Raw genomic sequence first — 19836 nt, forward strand, 5'->3', positions numbered from 1 at the left:
TTTGTCGCTACTCAGGCTTAAAAAAGATTGATGAAGGTGTCCTTATGCTTCTTCGGTATTCAAAACCTCTCTAATCTGCCCCAAATGATGCTTCAGGTGAAATACATAATCTTCCATAAAATGGCCTAAAGTGGTAGGTGCTCCCTCGGCAATAGGCTCCATAGCTGTTTTGTGGAGGTTATGCTCCGTACGTTGCTTATCCCTAACTTCAGGAGTTGTATTGTACATGATGTTAGAAACTAGAATATTCATTTGCCTCCAAGTGATGAGTAGGTCTTGCCAATCCATATTCTGATAATCAGCAGCTTCAACCCAGTCATTTTGAGCGTATGGAGTTACGATTAAGTCGTCTGAGAACTGAGCACGGACAAAGCGGCCATGATTGTTTGAGGCAGAGTCAATCAGGTGACCTAAAATCTCCTTGGCTGACCATTTATCTTGGGCAGGTTTTACCGCAGCATCTTTATCATCGACCATTAAAAATTCCTCAAAAGTTTGAAGAGTAATTTCACGAAGGTTATAGTCAGTTCTCATGCTGCAATGATAGTTAAAATACCCCTCTGTTCTGCGGTCATTTCCTCTTAAAAAAGGTAATTCAATATCAAGTTGTACGAGACTACCTCCATAGAAACTATAAGGGATTGTTGTGATTTGACAGTATGTTGCTAGGCCTCCCATCTGACCTATTCGGTACTGATGAGGCTTTCCGTCAGCACCGAATAGGTCAGACGGAAAAGTAAACTGTTAACCTAAAAAATGGCTATGTAAACTCAAGTCTCCATACCATTTCACAGATTACCTTTGACAAACTTAAGTTCGAGACAGCAACAAAGAGGAAAGCTTATTCTAACACTCTTAATAAAAGTTTGTCAAAGATTGGGGCAATAAAAGGCCGTCAGCCCTTAAAAGACTGACGACCTTACTATTCTAAAGACAGTGGGGTCAAAACTCCATTGGTACCTCAATAGCCAGTACTTCAGCATAAGACTTGGCTTTCACTTCAAAGCTGTCTGTTTCAGAAATACCTACCGCATCGCGAGTGGTTAGGGCTTCACCAGCCACTTCCATATCGCCATTGAGTACAAAGAAATAGACTCCGTTCCCTGGCTTTTTAACATCATAGTTCAGTTTGGTTCCAGCATCTAGATTGGCCAGACTGAAAAAAGCATCTTGATTGATCCACAAAGCATCGCCCCCTTCTGGAGATACTACCGTCTGAAACTTGTTCATTCGGTCTTCTACTTCGTAAGTTTTTTGCTCATATCTCGGCTCAATATTCTTCTCTTTCGGGAAAACCCAAATTTGGAGAAAGTGCACCTCTTCGTCTTTGTTATGATTGTACTCCGAGTGGCTAATTCCAGAACCTGCCGACATGATTTGTACATCGCCTTGACGAATCACTTTATGTCTTCCCGTGCTGTCTTTGTGCTCTAAATCTCCTTGTAGCGGAATAGACACAATTTCCATGTTCTCATGTGGGTGAGTGCCAAAGCCCATTCCTTCGGCCACCTCATCATCATTTAATACCCTTAATGCGCCAAAGTGAACGCGCTCAGGGTTATGATAGTTAGCAAAACTAAAGGTGTGACGGCTTTTCAGCCATCCGTGGTTGGCATAACCGCGACTATCAGATTTATGTACTACAGTTTTCATTTTGAATCCTTTCTTTTATTTCTATGTATGTACATGTATTAAACTCATTAGCTTGAAATTCGGTTCAATTGGTAGAATAGAATTAGTAACGTCATGCCGGAAAAATTGTCCCTAATTTAAGAAAGGGACAATTTTATCCGGTATCTAAATTCTTCAATTAATAAGATTCCGGATATTTTTCTTCTCACAAATCAAGTTGAGAAGAAAAATTCCGGAATGACGCCTTGGGTTTTTGAATCCTCCGGACTCCGGTCACATCCCCTTTAAAGAGTAACTTCCTAGCAAGTGGCACATCTATGAAACTCTGCCAAACGATGTTTGCACGGATACTCCTCCTTGGCGTTCCGCCCCGAAGTCTCGGGGCACCGGAAGAGGTTGGGAGAATTGGCTCTTATAGGGGGCTTAAGACTGTTCTTTTGTAAATCATCTAAATGTCTGAAATCTACTTGAAAGCCCCCATCTCGTCTCTTCCCCCGTAGGAGGAAGACAGTACCAAGTGCAGGAAAGAGCAATTTTGTCTGATTCTTACAGCAATTGTCGCCCCTCTCTACCGAGGTTTTGGGAGGGGAGCGGAAAAGGGTAGAACTCACTGCAATCCGATTTGACGAAATGTTTTTCAGCCGACATCAAATCAAGCAATCATTTAAAGATGGAACTTAGCTTCAACTCTTTAGCTTTCTACAAGACTATATTTTTTAGCTTTGCGCTTTGTTTTGAAGAGAGAGAAACCAGAAATCAGAGTAATAATTCCGGCTTTCAATGAAGAAAGGTCGGTAGCTCATGTTGTGAAGGATATTCCTTCAGAATGGGTGGAAGAGGTGATTGTGGTGAACAATGCTTCAACAGATAATACAGTGGAGGTTGCTCAACAAGCAGGGGCAACAGTGCTCACCGAAATGATTCCTGGTTATGGTAATGCTTGTCTCAAAGGAATAGAATACATAACCAAAGAGCGTCCTACTACGGATATTGTGGTGTTTTTAGATGGCGATTATTCTGACTATCCACAACAGTTGCCAGAGGTGGTGAGTCCCATTATTGAAAGAGATTTCGACTTAGTAATTGGTTCCAGAGCTTTAGGCAGGAGAGAATCAGGCTCCATGACTGTTCCCCAAGTATTCGGTAACTGGCTGGCTACTACTTTGCTTAAATGGTTTTACGGTGTCAAGTTTACAGACTTAGGGCCTTTTCGAGCTATCAAGTATGACAAGCTGATGGAGATCGGGATGGTAGATCGAGATTACGGCTGGACTGTAGAGATGCAGCTTAAGGCTGCCAAGCATAAACTCAAGTGTACCGAAGTAGCTGTAAACTATAAGCGAAGAATTGGGGTTAGCAAAGTGTCTGGAACAGTGAAGGGCACGGTTATGGCCGGATATAAAATTTTATACACCATTTTTAAGTATCTATAATGTACTGGCTAGAACTACTAATTCTTACTTGCTACACAGGTGCGCTACTGTTCATTTTTCTTTACAGTATTTCGCAACTTTCTTTGGTGTATCAGTACCGAAAAGCATCTAGAAAGGGCTTAATTAAACAACCTGCCAAGGTTACAGAAGATTATAGATGTCCTATTGTTACGGTTCAGTTGCCCATTTATAACGAACTGTATGTAGTTGAACGATTAATCGATGCGGTGGCCAAACTCGAGTGGCCAGAAGATAAACTCGAAATTCAGGTACTTGATGACTCTAATGATGAAACTGTTGAGCTCGTTGCGGCTAAAGTAAATGAGTGGAAAACCAAAGGACTAGATATTCAACACATAAGAAGGGAAGATAGAAAAGGCTTTAAGGCAGGTGCGCTTCAGTACGGAACAAGCATTGCCAAAGGGGAGTTCTTAGCTATTTTTGATGCTGACTTTGTGCCTCAGCCAGATTTCTTGAAAGGCAGCGTCCCACACTTCGATAGTGATGAAAAAATTGGAGTGGTTCAGACCCGTTGGGGCCACATCAACGAAAAGTATTCAATGCTCACTAAGCTTCAGGCTTTTGGTTTGAATACACACTTTAGAGTGGAGCAAAATGGTAGAGCACAAGGAGGTCACTTTCTCAACTTTAATGGTACTGCAGGTATTTGGAGAAGAACCTGCATCGCAGATGCTGGCGGATGGAAAGCTGATACACTAACCGAAGACCTTGATTTAAGCTACCGTGCTCAGCTCAATGGCTGGAAAATCTTTTACACCCCAGAAATTGTGGCACCTGCAGAATTGCCTGCGGCTATGGGCGCCATCAAATCACAGCAATATCGCTGGACAAAAGGAGCTGCAGAAACCAGTAGAAAGCTCTTGCCAAAAGTGTTGAAGGCACCGCTGCCTTTGGGTACTAAATTTCATGCTACTTTCCACTTGCTCAATTCGGCCGTTTTTATCTGTATCGTTATCACCGCTCTGTTAAGCGTCCCCGTTTTATTTATTAGAAATCAGTCGGATAGCTGGGAATTGCTCATGGACATTTCCATGATGTTTTTGATGGGCTATGTCTTCTTGGTCATCTTTTATTGGAATGGTTTCAAAGATGATGAACTCAGTTTTTGGCAGAATTTAAAGACGTTTGCTCCGCAAATGTTTATGCTACTTTCAGTTTTCTTGGGCTTATCTGTCCATAATGCGCTAGCGGTTTTTGAAGGGCTAATGGGTAAAAAGAGCCCCTTTGTCAGAACCCCGAAGTTTAACATCAAAGACAAGAAAGATAGCTGGAAAGGAAATATTTACTTCAGTAAAAAAATCAATCCTTTAACAGTAATTGAAGGCTTGTTGAGTCTCTATTTCTTTGCTGGTTTAGGGCTTGCATTTTACTTCAATGATTTTGCTCTGCTGCCCTTTCATATTTTGTTGAGTTTAGGTTTCTTGCTTGTGTTCTACTATTCGGTACAACACACTCGCCATGCCTAAGCAAAACTATTGGCTGAATACGGCCTTCATTCTCAGCGCAGCACTCACCATTTACATTGGCTACTCTGTTCCTAGGGAATCCACGGTTCAACTCATTTCGGCCTACACACTTTTCTTCGCATCCATTGTTGTCATCTGCAAAAAACTAGATAATGGTGAAGAAGAGCTGGCCTATTACTGGGGCATGCTGCTTCGGGTTTTGCTTATTGCCTCGGTGCCTAAGCTTTCTGACGATATTTTCCGCTTTGTGTGGGATGGCAGGTTGCTTACTTCGCTGGAAGATCCATATAAGCACTTGCCGGCTTACTTTTTAGATAAGAATATTGAAGGTGTTGATCAGGCGCTATTTGCCAAACTCAACTCTAAGGAATATTTCAGCGTTTATCCACCGCTTAATCAGGTGATTTTCTTTATTGGAGCTCTGTTTTCGCCTAATTCAGTGTTTTGGTCGACTGTTGTGATTCGCATCATCCTGCTGCTGTTTGAACTAGGTAACATTCGCCTGATTCAAAAGCTCCTGGCTCATTATGGACTTCCGCAGAAGTACGGATTAATCTATGCTTTGAATCCGCTGGTGATTTTAGAGTTGACTGGAAATCTGCATTTTGAAGCCATTGTCATTTTCTTCTTACTACAGGCGGTGTGGTATTTCGAACGAAATAGATTGAATTGGTCGGCTGTATTTTTCGGGCTTTCCGTAGCCACTAAATTCATTCCATTAATTGCTCTGCCTTTGTTGATCAGAAAGATTGGATTCAAAAAAACACTGATTTACGGCCTGATTGTAGTTGCTACGTTGGCTGTTACTTTTCTACCGATGATTAACACTGCTCATGCTTGGGCCATTTGGGAAAGCATGTCGCTTTACTTCCAGAAGTTTGAGTTTAATGGCAGCTTCTATTATTTGGCTAGGTGGTATGGGTTCGAAGCCTTCGGCCATAACATCATTGAACAGTCAGGGAAATGGATGATGGCGGCTACCTTCGTAAGCATCATAATCTACTCTTTAGCCGCTAAAAAGAGTGGTGATTGGCCAAGGCAAATGGTGTGGGTTTGGCTGCTGTACTTGCTGTTTGCCACTACCGTTCACCCGTGGTATGCTATTCCTTTATTGGCAGTCAGTGTATTCTCTAACGTGCGTTTTCCGTTTCTCTGGTCATACCTTATCTTCCTTACCTATATCAATTACTCGGGCGGAGAATATCAAGATCGGATTGATGTAGTAATGATTGAATATGGTATTCTCGCTGTATTTGTTTTACTCGAAATCTTTGGGGTAAGGCTCAACAAATGGTTGTTTAGTTTGCCTTCTCGAGAGTCTTAGTTCAGAGGTTAACGTCCCGTTATAGACTAAATGTAGGTAGCCAGTTTGTTTTTACATCAGTTCATAGCTGTGCCTTTAGGTACAGAAGAAAAGGGTGTTTTGTACCTAAAGGCACAAACGAAAGAGTTTGCTAGGAGATTTTACCAATATTCTGTCCCAATAGGGACTAAGGAATCGCTAGTGGTTAGTTTAATTCCAACCTATAGGTAATATGCTTCTTAGATGGTTCGGCACCTAAGCCTTTGTGAATGGCCAGCATTTTATCGTTAAAATCTCCTACCCATGAAAGTTCAATGTCTTTTACGTTGGTATTGTTAATGGTATGCTGAAAAGCACGATAGGTCAACACAGACTCCAGCCCCATGTTCTGGAATTTCGGCTTACTGCCCATTACTACCACTCTAACGCGAGTAATGAAATTCGTTTTTTTCAGGTAAAGGAAACGAAGCTTATTCCAAAGGTTGAGTTTGCCGTTGAACTTCTTGAAGATTTGATTCACATCAGGAAGACACATCACGAAGGCGGCAGGCTCATCGTTTACATAAGCGAATTGAATAACACCAGGGTCAACAATTGGCTTAATTTTTCTGAATGTCTCTATCACGTAATCCTTCTTGATAGGCGTGAAGTTTTCGAACTCTGCCCATGCCGAATTATAGATGTCCATAAAATCTTCAGCAAACTGATCGATTTTAGACGGATCGAATGGCTTTGTGGTCAGGTTTGGTCTACGTTTGATTACGTATTCTGCAATTTTTACAAACCTTGGGCTTAAACCTTTTTCAAGGTTAAACTCATTGGTTATTTGCTCCATCTTTACGTAAAAGCCATAGTCTTCAAACATCTTTTGGTAATAAGGATGGTTATAAGCCATTCCGTAAGATGGTTGAGTAAAACCTTCTACCAAAAGTCCCCAGTACTGATCGTTCTCTCCAAAGTTAATAGGGCCATCAACAGTAGTTACTTTTCTTTCTTTTAGCCACTCAACGGCCGTATCGAACATTAAGTTGGCTGCTGCTGAATCATCAATGCACTCAAAAAAGCCTATGCCTCCAATTCTCTTGTCGCCATAATTGGCCTTCTTTTCATTGATGAAAGCGGCTATTCTGCCAATAACTGAGCCTTGATCGTTTTTAAGAATCCAGCGAGTGGCTTCACCGTGTTGGTAGAAAGTGTTTTTGGAAGGATCGAAAACTGCGTCAATATCGGAATCCAGTGGACAAACCCACTCCGGATCGTTTTTGTATAGCGCCCTAGCTACGTCTAGAAATGCTTTTTCCTGATCCTTATTTTTGACTTCTGATATCTGCATAAAACCCAAATTCCGATGCTAGCAACAAAGAAATCCTTTATTTGTGATACTTGAAAATGGAAGCACCAATATTTAGCTCAAGAGCCCCTTCTTCTGAAGCTCATCAAAGATAATTCGGTCTACAAAAGAGACCAATGGTTTGTCTTTATAATTGAACCATCTTACTTCTTCAATTTCGGCTGCCGGTTGAATAGTCCCTGTATACTTGGCCCAATAGCAAGTCATTTGCACTTGAACGCCAAGAGGTTGACCATGAGCTTGCGCTTCAAAAGTACCGAAGTGCTCTAAAGAAGCTGGAAGAAGCGCTACAGAAAGTTCCTCATCTATCTCCCTCAACAGCGCTTCATCATCATTCTCTCCTGGTTCTCGCTTACCTCCAGGAATGTAAAATACATTCTTACCAATGGAGCGAGCTACCAAAATCTTTCCGTCAACTATTTCTATCCAGGCTAGCTTGTCAATTATTCGGCTCATTCCTCAATTAGTTTCTCAAGAATTTCCTGAGCTGCTTTGGCGATGACCGTTCCCGGACCGAAAACAAACGAAACCCCAGATTCAAAAAGGAAGTCATAGTCATTCGGAGGAATTACTCCACCAGCAATCACCATAATATCTTCTCTGCCAATTTTCTTAAGTTCTTCAATTAGCTGTGGGACTAAAGTCTTATGGCCTGCGGCTAAACTAGAGGCGCCTATAATATGCACATCGTTCTCAGCAGCTTGCATTGCCGCTTCGGCAGGAGTTTGAAAAAGTGGCCCTATGTCTACATCAAAGCCCATGTCGGCAAAGCTGGTAGCAATTACTTTGGCTCCTCTATCGTGCCCGTCCTGCCCCATTTTGGCCACCATGATTCTTGGTCTTCTGCCGTCTAATTCGGCAAACTTATCTGCCAAGTCTCTGGCCTTAATAAAGTCTTCGTTTTCTTTCACTTCACTCGAATATACACCCGAAATGGTTTGTGTTACAGCTTTATGTCGGCCGAATACTTTTTCCATGGCCATGGAGATTTCTCCAAGCGAAGCTCTTTTTCTGGCGGCCTCCACTGCTAACTCTAATAAGTTTCCTTCACCTGTCTCCGCACATTGGGTAATGGCTGAAAGTGCGGCTTCTACCTCATCAGAATTACGTTCTTTTCTCAATTTCTCGAGGCGGGCAATTTGAGATTTTAGAACTGCAGTATTGTCTACTTCAAGTAGTTCAATATCGGTTTTCTCATCTACCGCATATTTGTTTACACCCACAATGGTGTCTTTTCCAGAATCAATTCTGGCTTGCTTTCTAGCGGCAGCCTCTTCAATTCTCATCTTTGGAAGACCTTGCTCAATGGCTTTGGCCATTCCGCCCATTTCTTCTACTTCTTCAATCAGTGCCCAAGCTTTCTTCACTAGCTGATCTGTCAAATATTCAACATGGTAAGAGCCGCCCCAAGGGTCAATTACTCTTGTAATTCCAGTTTCCTTCTGCAAGTAGATTTGTGTGTTTCTAGCAATTCTTGCGGAGAAATCTGTCGGTAAAGCAATGGCTTCATCCAAAGCATTGGTGTGTAGCGATTGCGTATGGCCCATGGCTGCGGCTAAGGCTTCCACACAGGTTCTGGCTACGTTATTGAAAGGGTCTTGCTCCGTTAGCGACCAGCCAGAAGTTTGGCTATGCGTTCTCAAAGCCATAGACTTAGGATTTTTTGGGTTGAATTGCTTCACAATTTTTGCCCAAAGCAATCGGCCTGCTCTCATTTTGGCTATTTCCATGAAGTGATTCATGCCAACAGCCCAGAAAAATGAAAGTCTTGGAGCGAATTCGTCTACATCTAAGCCTGCCTCAATACCTGTTCTCAAATACTCAAGACCATCGGCCAAAGTATAAGCCAACTCTAAATCTGCAGTTGCTCCAGCTTCTTGCATGTGATAGCCAGAAATGCTGATAGAGTTGAATTTAGGCATGTTCTTGGAGGTGTATTCGAAAATATCTCCAATAATTCTCATAGAAGGCAGGGGAGGGTAGATGTAGGTATTCCTCACCATAAACTCCTTCAGAATATCATTCTGAATGGTGCCTGAAAGTTTGTCTTTACTCACGCCTTGTTCTTCGGCAGCCACAATGTAAAAGGCCATAATCGGAATTACCGCACCATTCATGGTCATGGAAACCGACATTTTATCTAGCGGAATTTGGTCGAAAAGGACTTCCATATCTAAAATGGAGTCGATGGCTACACCGGCTTTTCCTACATCGCCCACTACTCTTTGGTGGTCTGAATCGTAACCACGATGAGTGGCTAAATCGAAGGCTACAGAAAGTCCTTTCTGGCCAGCAGCGAGGTTTCTTCGGTAGAATGCGTTTGATTCTTCAGCTGTAGAAAAACCAGCATACTGGCGGATTGTCCAAGGTCTAACGGTATACATGGAGCTATATGGCCCTCTCAAATAGGGCGGAACCCCTGCTCCAAAGCCAAGGTGTTCAATGGACTTGAATTCAATGCCTTCTAAGCTCGAAGGAATGTCAATTCCTTCGGCAGACTTCCACACTTCAGTAGATTTAGCAGATTTTTGGGTTGGCTTAATGTTATTTAAATCCGGTCTCATTGGGCTTCACTTTTCAACTGTTCTACATCCGTTTTGCTCAATCCGCCATTGTCTTCAATTTTTTGTAGAAGAGTCAGTGCGTCATTATATAAAGTGTGAGTTAGCTCTTCTATATAGTAAGAGCCAGCGGCAGGATCTACCATTTTATTGAGGTAAGACTCTTCGCTCAGAATGGAAGAGATATTTCTGGCTATTCTTTCTGCCAGAGAATGCTTTTCTGGGAAGATGTTATAGAATGGCTGAACGATCAACCCGTCCGTTCCTCCTATTATGGCCGACATGGCTTGGGTAGTAGCATGCAGCATAAAACTATGTGGGTCGTCAATTTCTGCGGTCCAAGGGCCAGCTTGGCTAATGATTTGTACCGATGGCTCATTAATTCCGTAGGCTGAAATAACCGATTGGGCAAGCTTTCTCAGTGCTCTGTGTTTGGCAATTTCCAGAAAGAAATCGTTTGAAATTGTCTGTCTAAAAAAAGTGTTGCTGACACAATCTTCTACCTGAGCCCCATTGCTGGTTAGCTGATCTACCTTTTCAATGAGTTCAGCTAAAGTTAGCGCTAGTGATAGGGCTGTGTTTTCTTCTTTAACAACGGCAACCTCTAAAGACTTGAGCTTCCCTGTAGAAGCTAATCTAGAATGAGCAGTTGAAATGAAGCCTGAAACCTTCTCTATATCTACATCGGCCTTACTTAAGTATTGACTGTAAGAAGTTATGAAATCTGCTGTTTGAATTGCTTCTGACAAAACAAAAGACAGACTGCAGTAAGCAGGCTGGATATCTTTTAGCAGTAAGCCCCAGTCTGGTGCTGCAGAAAGCTGAAAGACTATTCCGGTTGCGCCATTTTCTAATGCACCCAAAGCCTTTTGGTTCGCTGCTTTGTCGTCTTCAACCACAATTGGCTGATAATTGACCCAGTAGCGATCGCCAAAAAGGGTGGGCTCATCACTGAAGCGGCTGTAATTAAATGGTTCGAAGTCAAGGTTTTCTGCCGTATAAAAAGGCCTGCCAGAGATTCCTTGGGTTTTCCACAATAACGACTCTACTGGTTGTCCGCGTAGGTCGCCTCGAAGTTTTTCCGTCCAATCTTCAGCAGTTTGTTTTTCAAATTCTTGAAATAATCCACTACTCATATATCACACTTTACTTGTGCGAAAATACGTTTTTTAAGCTAGCGGACTAAAATTTTCTGATGGGTGATTTTGTGGATAGGAATTGTACGATGACTATCTCAGTGTCAGTTATTAACAAAACGAAATGTGGATAACATGTGGATTAGTGGGGAAAACTATTTTCCGCCCAAAGCTCTAATCAGCTTTCCATTCTGTCTGTTTTTTTTCAATTTTGTTCCCCTTCAAAAGAAAATGAGGGTCATAAGTTTGAATTGTTGATGGTAAAAAGCGAAACTTCGGTATGGGATGATTGCCTCGATTTTATTCGAGGACAGGTTGGCGATCAGAGCTTTAGGACATGGTTTGAGCCTATAAGACCATTGAGTTTAAACCAAGAAACCCTTACTATTCAGGTTCCAAGTCAGTTTTTCTATGAATACTTAGAAGAGCATTATGTGCACTTGTTGAGGCAGTGTATACAAAATCAATTAGGACCTGGGGGTAAACTAGAGTATTCGGTTATTGTGGATAGTGGAAGTATGCAGAATCAGGCATACTCAGTGACTCTACCAAACCAGAGACAGCATAAAAACAATAGTTGGGATAATGCCAATGGTAAGCAAGAGGTGGTAAATCCATTCGAAATGCCTTCTTTGGATAAAAACTCAAGATATTCCAATCTTAACCCAAACTACAGTTTTGACAATTATATAGAAGGAGACTGTAACAGGCTAGCTCGATCGGCTGGTATTGCTGTGGCAGAAAAGCCGGGTATAACTTCCTTTAACCCATTGATGATATACGGTGGTGTTGGTTTGGGAAAAACCCACTTGGTGCAAGCCATAGGAAATAAGGTAAGTGAGGCTACTTCTGGAAACTTCGTTTTATATGTTTCTTCAGAAAAGTTCACCACGCAATTCACTGATGCTATTAAGAACAACAGTATTCAGAGTTTTACCAATTATTACCTGCAGGTAGATACTTTGATTATTGATGATGTGCAGTTCTTTTCTGGAAAGGAAAAAACGCAGGAGATGTTCTTCCATATCTTCAATCACTTACATCAGAACGGCAAGCAAATCATCATGTCTTCCGACAGAGCTCCTAGAGACTTGAAAGGATTGCAAGACAGATTGCTTTCTAGGTTTAAGTGGGGACTGACGGCTGACTTGCAAATGCCAGACTTCGAAACTAGAATGGCCATCATCATGCGTAAAATGCAGTCGGACGGAATCTATATTCCGGATGATGTAGTTGAGTATTTGGCTTATTCTGTAGATACCAATGTTCGTGAGCTAGAAGGTGTGTTAATTTCCTTAATTGCACATGCCACACTGAATAAGACAGACATTAATTTAGAGTTGGCCAAGCAGACGCTTAAGAATATTGTTCATGATATTGAGTCTGAAGTTGGCGTAGATTACATTCAGAAAACGGTAGGAGAGTACTTCCAGATTAGTGTTGAAGACCTAAAGGATAAGACCCGTAAGAAGGAAATTGTAATTGCCCGTCAGGTGGCCATGTATCTTTGTAAAGAATACACCAATCATTCATTAAAATCTATTGGTTACCACTTTGGAGGCAGGGACCACAGTACAGTCATTCATGCTGTGCAATCGGTGAGTGACATGATGGACATAGACCAGAAGTTTGGCCAGGCCATTGAGGAACTCAAGAAGAAGATGAAAATGAAAATGGTTTAAGACAAAAAAAGGGGCTCTTGAGCCCCTTCTTCGTTTTAAAAATCTCTTCGATTATTTCTCTAGAGATACTGATTGTATGAATTTCTTCCCTTTTGTAAACATGAGAACTGTATAGTCGCCCTTTTCTAATCTAGAAAGGTCGAATCTTTTCCTGTTTTCGGTAGATACTTTTTCATATGCCAACCTGTTTGAGTTGTTGTCAAAGATTGAAACCCAAACTTCTTCAGTGTTTTGGTCAGCAAAAGCTACGTTGAGCTTATCTCCTACAACATTAAGGGTTGGTTTTACAATAGTGACTTCATCTTTAGAATTAACTACTGCAGTGTTTAGCTCTAGCTTTACTGGAATGGCCGTGAAAGAATTTTTGTTCTCTATTTCTAAGGTGTATTCACCGTTCGGCATTTCCGACATATCTAGTCTTTTAGCATAGTTTTCACCACCTTTTACAGTTTCTCTATAGAAAACTCTACCGTTTCCGCTTTTAAGCGTGATATCTGTTTTTACCTCTCCATAACCAGTAGCCAATACTGCTATGGTTTTCGCTTCTACACTCTTTACCTTAACAGTTGGTCTCTCATTAGCTATGGCAATTGTTGAAATCATAACCATTACAATTGTCAACATTACTTTATTTATTGTCTTCATTTTGCTAATTGTTTTCAGTTTTAAACCAATTACGATTACAAAGGTATAGCGCTGAGCTGGGCTAGACTACTGCCAGATTGGTGTGTTTATGTTCTAAATTAACCTAATGAATGTTTTGAAATCAGGGTATTGTGATTTTAGCACATAAAAGAGTTAAATTAGCATATATTGCTTGAAGGGCTATTGAGTAATTTTGTATAGTTATTTAGGAAACGAGTACGTCTATGCCAAACAAACCATCTTTAGAACAGATTAACCCAGCTTTTGGGAGTAGCTTTTTGGTTCGGCAGTATAATCAGTCTTGTGAGAATACTTTGGCCAACTGGCATTTTCATCCAGAGGTTGAACTTATCTATGTGAAGGGAGGAACAGGAAAGCGTCATATTGGTAGGCACATGTCTTACTTCAATGATGGTGACTTGGTGTTAATGGGTGCGAACCTACCTCACTACGGTTTTACTGATAGACTTACAGGGAATAGCTCTGAAACGGTTGTTCAATTCAGGCAAGACTTTTTAGGAGATACATTCTTTGAAATACCTGAAATGAATGGCATAAAAAAGCTCTTGGAGCTTTCTAAAAAGGGATTGGCTTTTCATGGTGGCACCAAAGAAGAGGTAGGGAAAAAGATTGAGGATCTTGCTCATAAAGATCAGTTTGGTAGACTAATGGGACTTATTAACATCCTTCAGGAGCTTTATCTTTCGAAAGAATATACGGTGCTCAATGCAGATGGTGTGGCCATGACGGTAGATGCAAAGGATAATGACAGAATGAATGAAGTTTATGGTTATGTGAGAAAGCACTATAAAGAACATATTTCACTCGATGAAATTGCTGAAGAAGTAAACATGACGGTTCCTGCCTTCTGTAGATACTTCAAGAAGATTTCTAGAAAGACCTTTACCAAATTCGTGAATGAATATAGGGTGGTTCATGCCTCAAAACTCCTAGCCGAAACCTCTCTACAAATCACTGAAGTTAGTTTTGAGAGTGGTTTTAATAACTTCTCTCACTTTAATAAATCCTTTAAGGAGTTTACTGGCAAAAGCCCCTCGGCCTATAGAAAGGAGTTTAAGAATATAATTGTCGAAGGGTAGATTCTTAACCATATAAAAAAGCCTGACCATAATTTATGATCAGGGTTTTTTTGATTGCTATGACTTATTGAAACCTATAAGTCAATGTTCTCTGATTTCCACTGTTGTCGATTATCTCGAAGTAGATTCTGCCATAGTAGTTTTGAATATACTTGGCTACGGCTTCAGGGTCTTGTGCGCCTCTTCTATTGATGGCAAGAATTACATCCCCCTCATTAAGGTCTAATCTTCTCATAAAGCCTTTTTCTTTATCAATCTTTGAAACTACAACCCCCGTTCTGGCTCGTAAACTTTCTTTCTCTGAGGTGGTAAGCCTTCTTAATTCTGCTCCCAAATAATTAGAGAAGTAGAAATCTTCTTTAGATAGAGCGTCTGCACCAAGAATTTCAGTGTCGCCATATACATTTTCAAGCACCATGTCAGTCTCATACAGCTTTCCGCTTCTTTCGTACTGAACAGCAACTTTATCTCCAGGTGACTTAGCAGAGATAACCTCTTCAAAGCTAGATTTGCTGCCAACAGTCTTGTTGTCCACTTTTCTAATAATATCTCCAGATCTTAAGCCTGCATCATCGGCAGCACCGTCTCTTCTAATATTTTCGATCAGCACACCTTTTAAGTTTCTTGTGCCTACTCTGTCTGCTAAGTCTTCATCAATATCTAGCACTTCGGCACCAGTAAAGGCTTTCTGAACCACCTTATACTTTTTTAGGTCCTCAACAATCTTTACCACAATGTCTGATGGTACTGCAAACCCATAACCAGCGTAAGACCCAGTTCTAGAAATAATAGAAGTGTTGATGCCAATCAAGTCTCCATTAATATCTACTAAAGCACCACCAGAGTTACCTGGGTTAATGGCAGCATCAGTTTGAATGTATTGCTCAATTGGGAAGTTTTCTCGCACTGCATTAGCATCGCCACCTAGTGCACTTACAATACCTGCGGTGACAGTAGAGGTTAGGTTGAATGGATTACCCACTGCTAAAACCCAATCACCCACTTTTACTGAACTACTTCTAGCAATGTCTACAGCAGGAAGATTTTTAGCGTCAATTTTTAGAACAGCAATGTCCATATCAGGGTCGGTTCCAACTAAAACGGCTCTGTAGGTTCTTTTTTCATGCTGAACCTCAATTTCATCAGCTCCTTTAATAACATGGTTGTTGGTAATTATGTATCCGTCTTCGGAATAGATGACTCCCGAGCCACTACCTACTGCTACCTCACTAGATGTAGACTCTCTTCCGTAGAAGAAGTCCATGAATGAAGTGCTTCTTCTTCCGCGCTGAAGATTTTTAATATATACCACACTGTGTACACTCTTTTCTGCCGCGCTTCTGAAGTCTACCGGAAGTGCAGCCCTATCTGAGTATCTGGGCTCGTAATCCATAGTGTTATTACTTACCTGTTGGTAAGTGGGAACCTCACGAATTACTTCTGTTACTTCATTGGTCTGTATAATCTGTTGATACAGAAATGCTCCTCCTAAACCACTTAGGAAGGCAATCAGAATAATTTTGAAGTTATTTTTCATAATGTTTTTTCCTTTCTCTCGCTTCAATTCACAAAAAACATACAAGGCCAATGAAGCTGACATTTTGTAAGTTTTTTATGCCATAACAATCAAAAATACGCACCCGTCACTGTAAGGATTTCAGGTTGCTGTTAATTAAGGTTAAAGGAATAACCATCAGATAAGGGTTGGTGTTTGCTGGTTTTCAATCAGGTTTGGTACACTTTGAAAAAGGTCTAAATTTGCAGGGCTGCTAAAGTCTTTAGACCAAATGAAGGCAGCATAAAACTATAAGATAAAATTCTTCTCCTTGACTTCAGAGAAAAAACACATCGCCATATTGGGTTCAACTGGCTCCATTGGTACACAAGCCCTAGAGGTAATTAGCGCTCATAGAGATAAGTTTGAAGTTGAAGTACTGACGGCTGGAAATAATGCGGATTTACTGATTCAACAAGCGCAGGCTTTTAAGCCTAATGTGGTTGTTATTGGTAATGATGACCTTTATGATAAAGTTTTCAATGCCCTCGACTCTTTAGATATAAAGGTATATGCTGGTGCCAAAGCACTCTGTTCTGTAGTTCAGATGGAGTCGGTACACATGGTACTAACTGCCTTGGTGGGTTATGCTGGGCTAAAGCCTACTATTGCTGCTATTGAAGCTGGTAAGCACATTGCCTTAGCCAACAAAGAGACTTTGGTGGTGGCGGGTGATTTAATTACTCGCTTAGCACAACAGAAAGCGGTGAATATTTACCCAGTAGACTCTGAGCACTCGGCAATATTTCAGTGCCTAGTGGGCGAATTTCATAACCCGATTGAAAAAATTATCCTTACTGCATCTGGTGGCCCTTTTAGAGGGAAGACCAGAGAGGAATTGGCTAATGTTACTAAGGCTCAAGCACTCAAACACCCTAACTGGGAAATGGGAGCTAAGATCACTATCGATTCAGCAAGCTTAATGAACAAAGGTCTTGAGGTGATTGAAGCCAAGTGGCTTTTCGGCCTGAGGCATGATCAGATTGAGGTGATTGTGCATCCACAATCTATAATTCACTCATTGGTGCAGTTTGAAGATGGAAGCATGAAGGCTCAGATGGGTTTGCCAGATATGAAGCTGCCAATTCAATACGCCTTGGGTTATCCTGAGAGGTTGAAGTCTGATTTTCCAAGGTTCAACTTTTTAGATTATCCTGAGTTAACCTTTGAGCAGTCAGATACTAAAACCTTCAGAAATTTACAGTTGGCATTCGATGCCATGAATAAAGGTGGTAATATGCCTTGTATTCTCAATGCCGCCAATGAGGTAGCAGTTGAGAAGTTTTTAAATGACGAAATTGGCTTTTTGGAAATGTCTGACTTGATTGCAGAATGCATGCAAAAGGTATCTTTTATTGAAAAGCCTTCGTATGATGATTACGTCCTCTCGGACAAACAAACTAGAGAATTAGCAAAAGCATTTAATATTTAATGGAAACCATAGTTCAAGTAGCTCAGCTATTGCTGGCACTATCAATATTAGTAGGGATACATGAAGGCGGGCATATGCTCACAGCCAAAATGTTTGGAATGAAGGTGGAGAAGTTTTTCATTGGTTTCCCGCCAACCCTCTTCTCATTTAAGAAAGGTGAAACAGAATACGGACTTGGTGCCATTCCTTTAGGAGGTTTTGTGAAAATCTCAGGAATGATTGATGAGTCTATGGATAAAGAGCAAATGGCTCAGCCACCACAGCCGTGGGAGTTTCGCTCTAAGCCAGCTTGGCAAAGACTTATTGTAATGCTAGGCGGAATTATAGTGAATGTAATTGCAGGTGTAATTGCCTTTATTATTCTTACCTATAATTTGGGCGAAACCTACTTGCCAGCAGATCTAACCAAGCAAGAGGGCATTATTGCAGGAGAGATAGCTCAAGAAGCTGGCTTTGAAACGGGAGACAAAATCTTGAAAGTTAATGGCGAAGATTACGACAGAGTTTCTGATATCTGGAGTGGTGAGACGCTATTGGCTTCTAATGCCTATTGGACTGTAGAAAGAAATGGAGAGGTTTTCGATCTTCCTGTGCCAGATGGTTTTATCAACAAGTTGAATGATGAAACATTCGAGCTGAACTTCATTGAGCCTAGAAGGGCTATTGAAGTGGAAGGCTTACAAGATGGGTTTGATATTCCTTTAGAAAAAGGAGATAGGATTGTGGGTGTGAATGGAGAAGAAGTTCTTTTCTTGAGTGACTTAAGAGTGAAGTTAGAAGCACTTGTTGGAGAGACAGCTACTTTTGAAATTTTGAGAAATGGACAATCATTTGAGTATGATTTGCCTGTAGATGAGAGAGGTCAGATTGGTTTTGTTTTGACCAACCCTTACCAAAGAGATGATTACACTATAGGTGAAGCCATACCTAGAGGAACTAGCAAAGCATTTAACGCGGTGATTTTGAACGCGAAAGCCTTAGGTAGAATGTTTGGTGGAGATGTAAATCCGCGTTCATTGAGCGGACCAATCGGAATTGTAAACATGTTCCCTAAAACTTGGGACTGGAACCAATTCTGGTACACTACAGGCTTTATTTCAATGATTCTGGCCTTTATGAACTTGTTGCCAATTCCTGCGCTAGATGGTGGGCACGTTATGTTCTTGCTTTACGAAATGATTTCTGGTAATGCTCCGTCTGATAAATTCTTAGAAGGTGCTCAGAAAGTGGGAATGATCTTCTTGCTGGTTTTAATGGTACTTGTTTTTGGGAATGATATTCTGAAATTATTCAATATTTAACTTAGAAATAACCAAGACTGGACTCATGTATTGATTGTCATTTAGTGTTGAGTTTAAATAAGAAATGGCTCGCTTTCTGTCTAGAGCTCTCTCTTCTTTCAATGTCATATTGCGTTCATGTAGATAGTTCTGGCTTTTTCCAGAGAAATCATCAATGGCCTCAATATTTTTTTCAGATAAGTGACCTATTAGAGTGAAGCTATTTAAATAATATGAGTCAACTAAAATTGGATGTCCGGCATCTATATCATTGATTAACTCTTTGGATAAAACTGGCTCGTTGCCATCAAAAATCATAAAATTCATTTCGCCATTATTTGAAAACAAATAACTCTTAAAATCACCTAAGCTTATTGGATATATTTTTAATAAGGGTGTATTAACTTCTTGGAGTTGATTTGTCCAATTAGGATTTTTTAACATTTCAAAGTCACTGTCTAAAGAGTAATCAATGAATGATCTTGAAATTATTTGGTTATCGTGAAATTGATAGGTCGTATCTGAGTATGGACTAAATAATTCAATATGATGTTCATTTTTGAAAAAGGAATTAGGGGTGATTAAGGGGCTAAAGTCTATTCCCCCAATATCAACCAAATGTTCAAATTTTGATCCATTGGAATCTAAATAATAGACCCCTGGTGGATAATCTACATTATTTACATGATTGCTTTCATCTGGACAATAGAAAAGGTAACCACTGTTTTGAGTAACTACGAAATCCCTGCATACAATCGGAGCTCTGAAAGTCTCTAGAAAATTGCCTTCTAAGTCAAGCGTGACAACCTTTCTGGCTCCAATATCCATGATCTCCAGTTGATCGGACTTATCATCTATATCAAAGAAGTCAATTCTGGAATATTCTTTTGGACCTGGCCCTTGATTGAATACCCTTCTTTTAAATAGACCTTCCTGGTCATACACGTGGATAGACTGACGCATTTTGTCTAACAGGTAGTACTCAGAATTATGGAATATTATTTTGTCAATGCTTCCTATAAAATGATCCTGCGGAACTTTTAATGGGAGGTATTCAATGGATGAAATTATATTAGACAGAAGATAAAAGTCTTTTACAGCTGTCAAATCAATATCAATTTCTTGAACTGAAGAATCAAGAACGTTTTTTGAACTATTCTGATTGCAGCCAAGGATGAAGAGAATAATCATTGCAGTTATAAGGTGTTTCATAAGCCAGTATTGAATTTTTTGGTAAGA

Annotated in this window: 16 protein-coding genes; 7 read left to right on the plus strand and 9 right to left on the minus strand. The window is 40.6% G+C overall.

All coding sequences use genetic code 11. The features are described 5' to 3' along the window. Positions 1-42 precede the first annotated feature (42 nt). A complete protein-coding gene (locus tag AWW68_RS06025) occupies positions 43-534 on the minus strand; it encodes a DinB family protein (protein WP_068217841.1) in 492 nt (163 codons plus the stop codon). Between the two features lie 408 nt (positions 535-942). Beyond that, positions 943-1653 carry a pirin family protein gene (locus AWW68_RS06030; RefSeq protein WP_068217844.1) on the minus strand — a complete coding sequence of 237 codons (711 nt, stop codon included), beginning with the start codon at positions 1651-1653 and terminating at the stop codon, positions 943-945. Between the two features lie 713 nt (positions 1654-2366). On the opposite strand from AWW68_RS06030, the gene AWW68_RS06035 reads away from it, so the two are divergent. From AWW68_RS06035 to AWW68_RS06045, 3 genes are read left to right on the plus strand one after another with little or no spacing between them, the layout of a single operon-like run. Continuing rightward, positions 2367-3065, plus strand: coding sequence for a glycosyltransferase family 2 protein (locus tag AWW68_RS06035; protein ID WP_068217847.1), 699 nt, complete (start codon positions 2367-2369; stop codon positions 3063-3065). Further along, complete coding sequence (locus AWW68_RS06040; protein ID WP_068217850.1) at positions 3065-4552, plus strand: cellulose synthase family protein; 1488 nt, start codon at positions 3065-3067, stop codon at positions 4550-4552. Before AWW68_RS06035 ends, AWW68_RS06040 begins: the two co-directional genes overlap by 1 nt. Beyond that, positions 4545-5876, plus strand: a complete 1332-nt coding sequence (locus AWW68_RS06045) for a hypothetical protein (RefSeq protein WP_068217853.1) — start codon at positions 4545-4547, stop codon at positions 5874-5876. The genes AWW68_RS06040 and AWW68_RS06045 overlap by 8 nt, the downstream gene beginning before the upstream one ends. Before the next feature lie 184 nt (positions 5877-6060). On the opposite strand, the gene AWW68_RS06050 is transcribed toward AWW68_RS06045, so the two are convergent. From AWW68_RS06050 to AWW68_RS06065, 4 genes are all read right to left on the minus strand, one after another. After that, positions 6061-7188 carry a hypothetical protein gene (locus AWW68_RS06050; RefSeq protein WP_068217855.1) on the minus strand — a complete coding sequence of 376 codons (1128 nt, stop codon included), beginning with the start codon at positions 7186-7188 and terminating at the stop codon, positions 6061-6063. A gap of 72 nt (positions 7189-7260) precedes the next feature. Then, positions 7261-7662, minus strand: coding sequence for an NUDIX hydrolase (locus tag AWW68_RS06055; RefSeq protein WP_068217858.1), 402 nt, complete (start codon positions 7660-7662; stop codon positions 7261-7263). Then, complete coding sequence (scpA, locus tag AWW68_RS06060) at positions 7659-9770, minus strand: methylmalonyl-CoA mutase (RefSeq protein WP_068217861.1); 2112 nt, start codon at positions 9768-9770, stop codon at positions 7659-7661. The genes AWW68_RS06055 and scpA overlap by 4 nt, the downstream gene beginning before the upstream one ends. Next, positions 9767-10903 (minus strand): methylmalonyl-CoA mutase family protein, encoded by a 1137-nt coding sequence (locus tag AWW68_RS06065; protein WP_068217864.1) that lies wholly within the window; start codon positions 10901-10903, stop codon positions 9767-9769. Before AWW68_RS06065 ends, scpA begins: the two co-directional genes overlap by 4 nt. Positions 10904-11160: 257 nt before the next feature. Here AWW68_RS06065 and dnaA point away from each other — a divergent pair, with 257 nt between their 5' ends. Beyond that, on the plus strand, positions 11161-12585 hold the full coding sequence (gene dnaA, locus AWW68_RS06070; protein ID WP_068217867.1) for a chromosomal replication initiator protein DnaA: 1425 nt from the start codon (positions 11161-11163) through the stop codon (positions 12583-12585). A 51-nt stretch (positions 12586-12636) separates the two neighbouring features. On the opposite strand, the gene AWW68_RS06075 is transcribed toward dnaA, so the two are convergent. Continuing rightward, complete coding sequence (locus AWW68_RS06075; protein ID WP_068217870.1) at positions 12637-13230, minus strand: hypothetical protein; 594 nt, start codon at positions 13228-13230, stop codon at positions 12637-12639. A gap of 224 nt (positions 13231-13454) precedes the next feature. Between AWW68_RS06075 and AWW68_RS06080 the strand changes: the two genes are divergently transcribed. After that, positions 13455-14330: an AraC family transcriptional regulator gene (locus tag AWW68_RS06080; protein WP_068217873.1), complete on the plus strand. Its 876-nt coding sequence runs from the start codon at positions 13455-13457 to the stop codon at positions 14328-14330. A gap of 64 nt (positions 14331-14394) precedes the next feature. On the opposite strand, the gene AWW68_RS06085 is transcribed toward AWW68_RS06080, so the two are convergent. Continuing rightward, on the minus strand, positions 14395-15930 hold the full coding sequence (locus AWW68_RS06085) for a S1C family serine protease (protein WP_068217876.1): 1536 nt from the start codon (positions 15928-15930) through the stop codon (positions 14395-14397). A 226-nt stretch (positions 15931-16156) separates the two neighbouring features. Here AWW68_RS06085 and AWW68_RS06090 point away from each other — a divergent pair, with 226 nt between their 5' ends. Both AWW68_RS06090 and rseP read left to right on the plus strand, forming a co-directional pair. Further along, the gene (locus AWW68_RS06090) at positions 16157-17317 is read left to right on the plus strand and encodes a 1-deoxy-D-xylulose-5-phosphate reductoisomerase (RefSeq protein ID WP_068217880.1); all 1161 of its coding nucleotides are present in this window, start codon (positions 16157-16159) and stop codon (positions 17315-17317) included. Continuing rightward, positions 17317-18618 carry an RIP metalloprotease RseP gene (gene rseP / locus AWW68_RS06095; protein WP_068217883.1) on the plus strand — a complete coding sequence of 434 codons (1302 nt, stop codon included), beginning with the start codon at positions 17317-17319 and terminating at the stop codon, positions 18616-18618. The genes AWW68_RS06090 and rseP overlap by 1 nt, the downstream gene beginning before the upstream one ends. Here the strand turns inward: rseP and AWW68_RS06100 are convergent. Then, the gene (locus AWW68_RS06100; RefSeq protein ID WP_068217885.1) at positions 18604-19809 is read right to left on the minus strand and encodes a 6-bladed beta-propeller; all 1206 of its coding nucleotides are present in this window, start codon (positions 19807-19809) and stop codon (positions 18604-18606) included. The two genes, rseP and AWW68_RS06100, sit on opposite strands and share 15 nt — an antisense overlap. Between the last annotated feature and the right edge of the window lie 27 nt (positions 19810-19836).

The sequence above is a fragment of the Roseivirga spongicola genome (assembly GCF_001592965.1).
GTDB classification, from domain to species: Bacteria; Bacteroidota; Bacteroidia; order Cytophagales; family Cyclobacteriaceae; genus Roseivirga; species Roseivirga spongicola.

Coding starts and splice junctions, on each gene's coding strand:
- rseP (WP_068217883.1), top strand. CDS start 17,317: ATGGAAACCATAGTTCAAGTAGCTCAGCTATTGCTGGCACTATCAATA.
- AWW68_RS06025 (WP_068217841.1), bottom strand. CDS start 534: ATGAGAACTGACTATAACCTTCGTGAAATTACTCTTCAAACTTTTGAG.
- AWW68_RS06065 (WP_068217864.1), bottom strand. CDS start 10,903: ATGAGTAGTGGATTATTTCAAGAATTTGAAAAACAAACTGCTGAAGAT.
- AWW68_RS06055 (WP_068217858.1), bottom strand. CDS start 7,662: ATGAGCCGAATAATTGACAAGCTAGCCTGGATAGAAATAGTTGACGGA.
- AWW68_RS06080 (WP_068217873.1), top strand. CDS start 13,455: ATGCCAAACAAACCATCTTTAGAACAGATTAACCCAGCTTTTGGGAGT.
- scpA (WP_068217861.1), bottom strand. CDS start 9,770: ATGAGACCGGATTTAAATAACATTAAGCCAACCCAAAAATCTGCTAAA.
- AWW68_RS06045 (WP_068217853.1), top strand. CDS start 4,545: ATGCCTAAGCAAAACTATTGGCTGAATACGGCCTTCATTCTCAGCGCA.
- dnaA (WP_068217867.1), top strand. CDS start 11,161: ATGGTAAAAAGCGAAACTTCGGTATGGGATGATTGCCTCGATTTTATT.
- AWW68_RS06050 (WP_068217855.1), bottom strand. CDS start 7,188: ATGCAGATATCAGAAGTCAAAAATAAGGATCAGGAAAAAGCATTTCTA.
- AWW68_RS06100 (WP_068217885.1), bottom strand. CDS start 19,809: ATGAAACACCTTATAACTGCAATGATTATTCTCTTCATCCTTGGCTGC.
- AWW68_RS06075 (WP_068217870.1), bottom strand. CDS start 13,230: ATGAAGACAATAAATAAAGTAATGTTGACAATTGTAATGGTTATGATT.
- AWW68_RS06030 (WP_068217844.1), bottom strand. CDS start 1,653: ATGAAAACTGTAGTACATAAATCTGATAGTCGCGGTTATGCCAACCAC.
- AWW68_RS06085 (WP_068217876.1), bottom strand. CDS start 15,930: ATGTCAGCTTCATTGGCCTTGTATGTTTTTTGTGAATTGAAGCGAGAG.
- AWW68_RS06040 (WP_068217850.1), top strand. CDS start 3,065: ATGTACTGGCTAGAACTACTAATTCTTACTTGCTACACAGGTGCGCTA.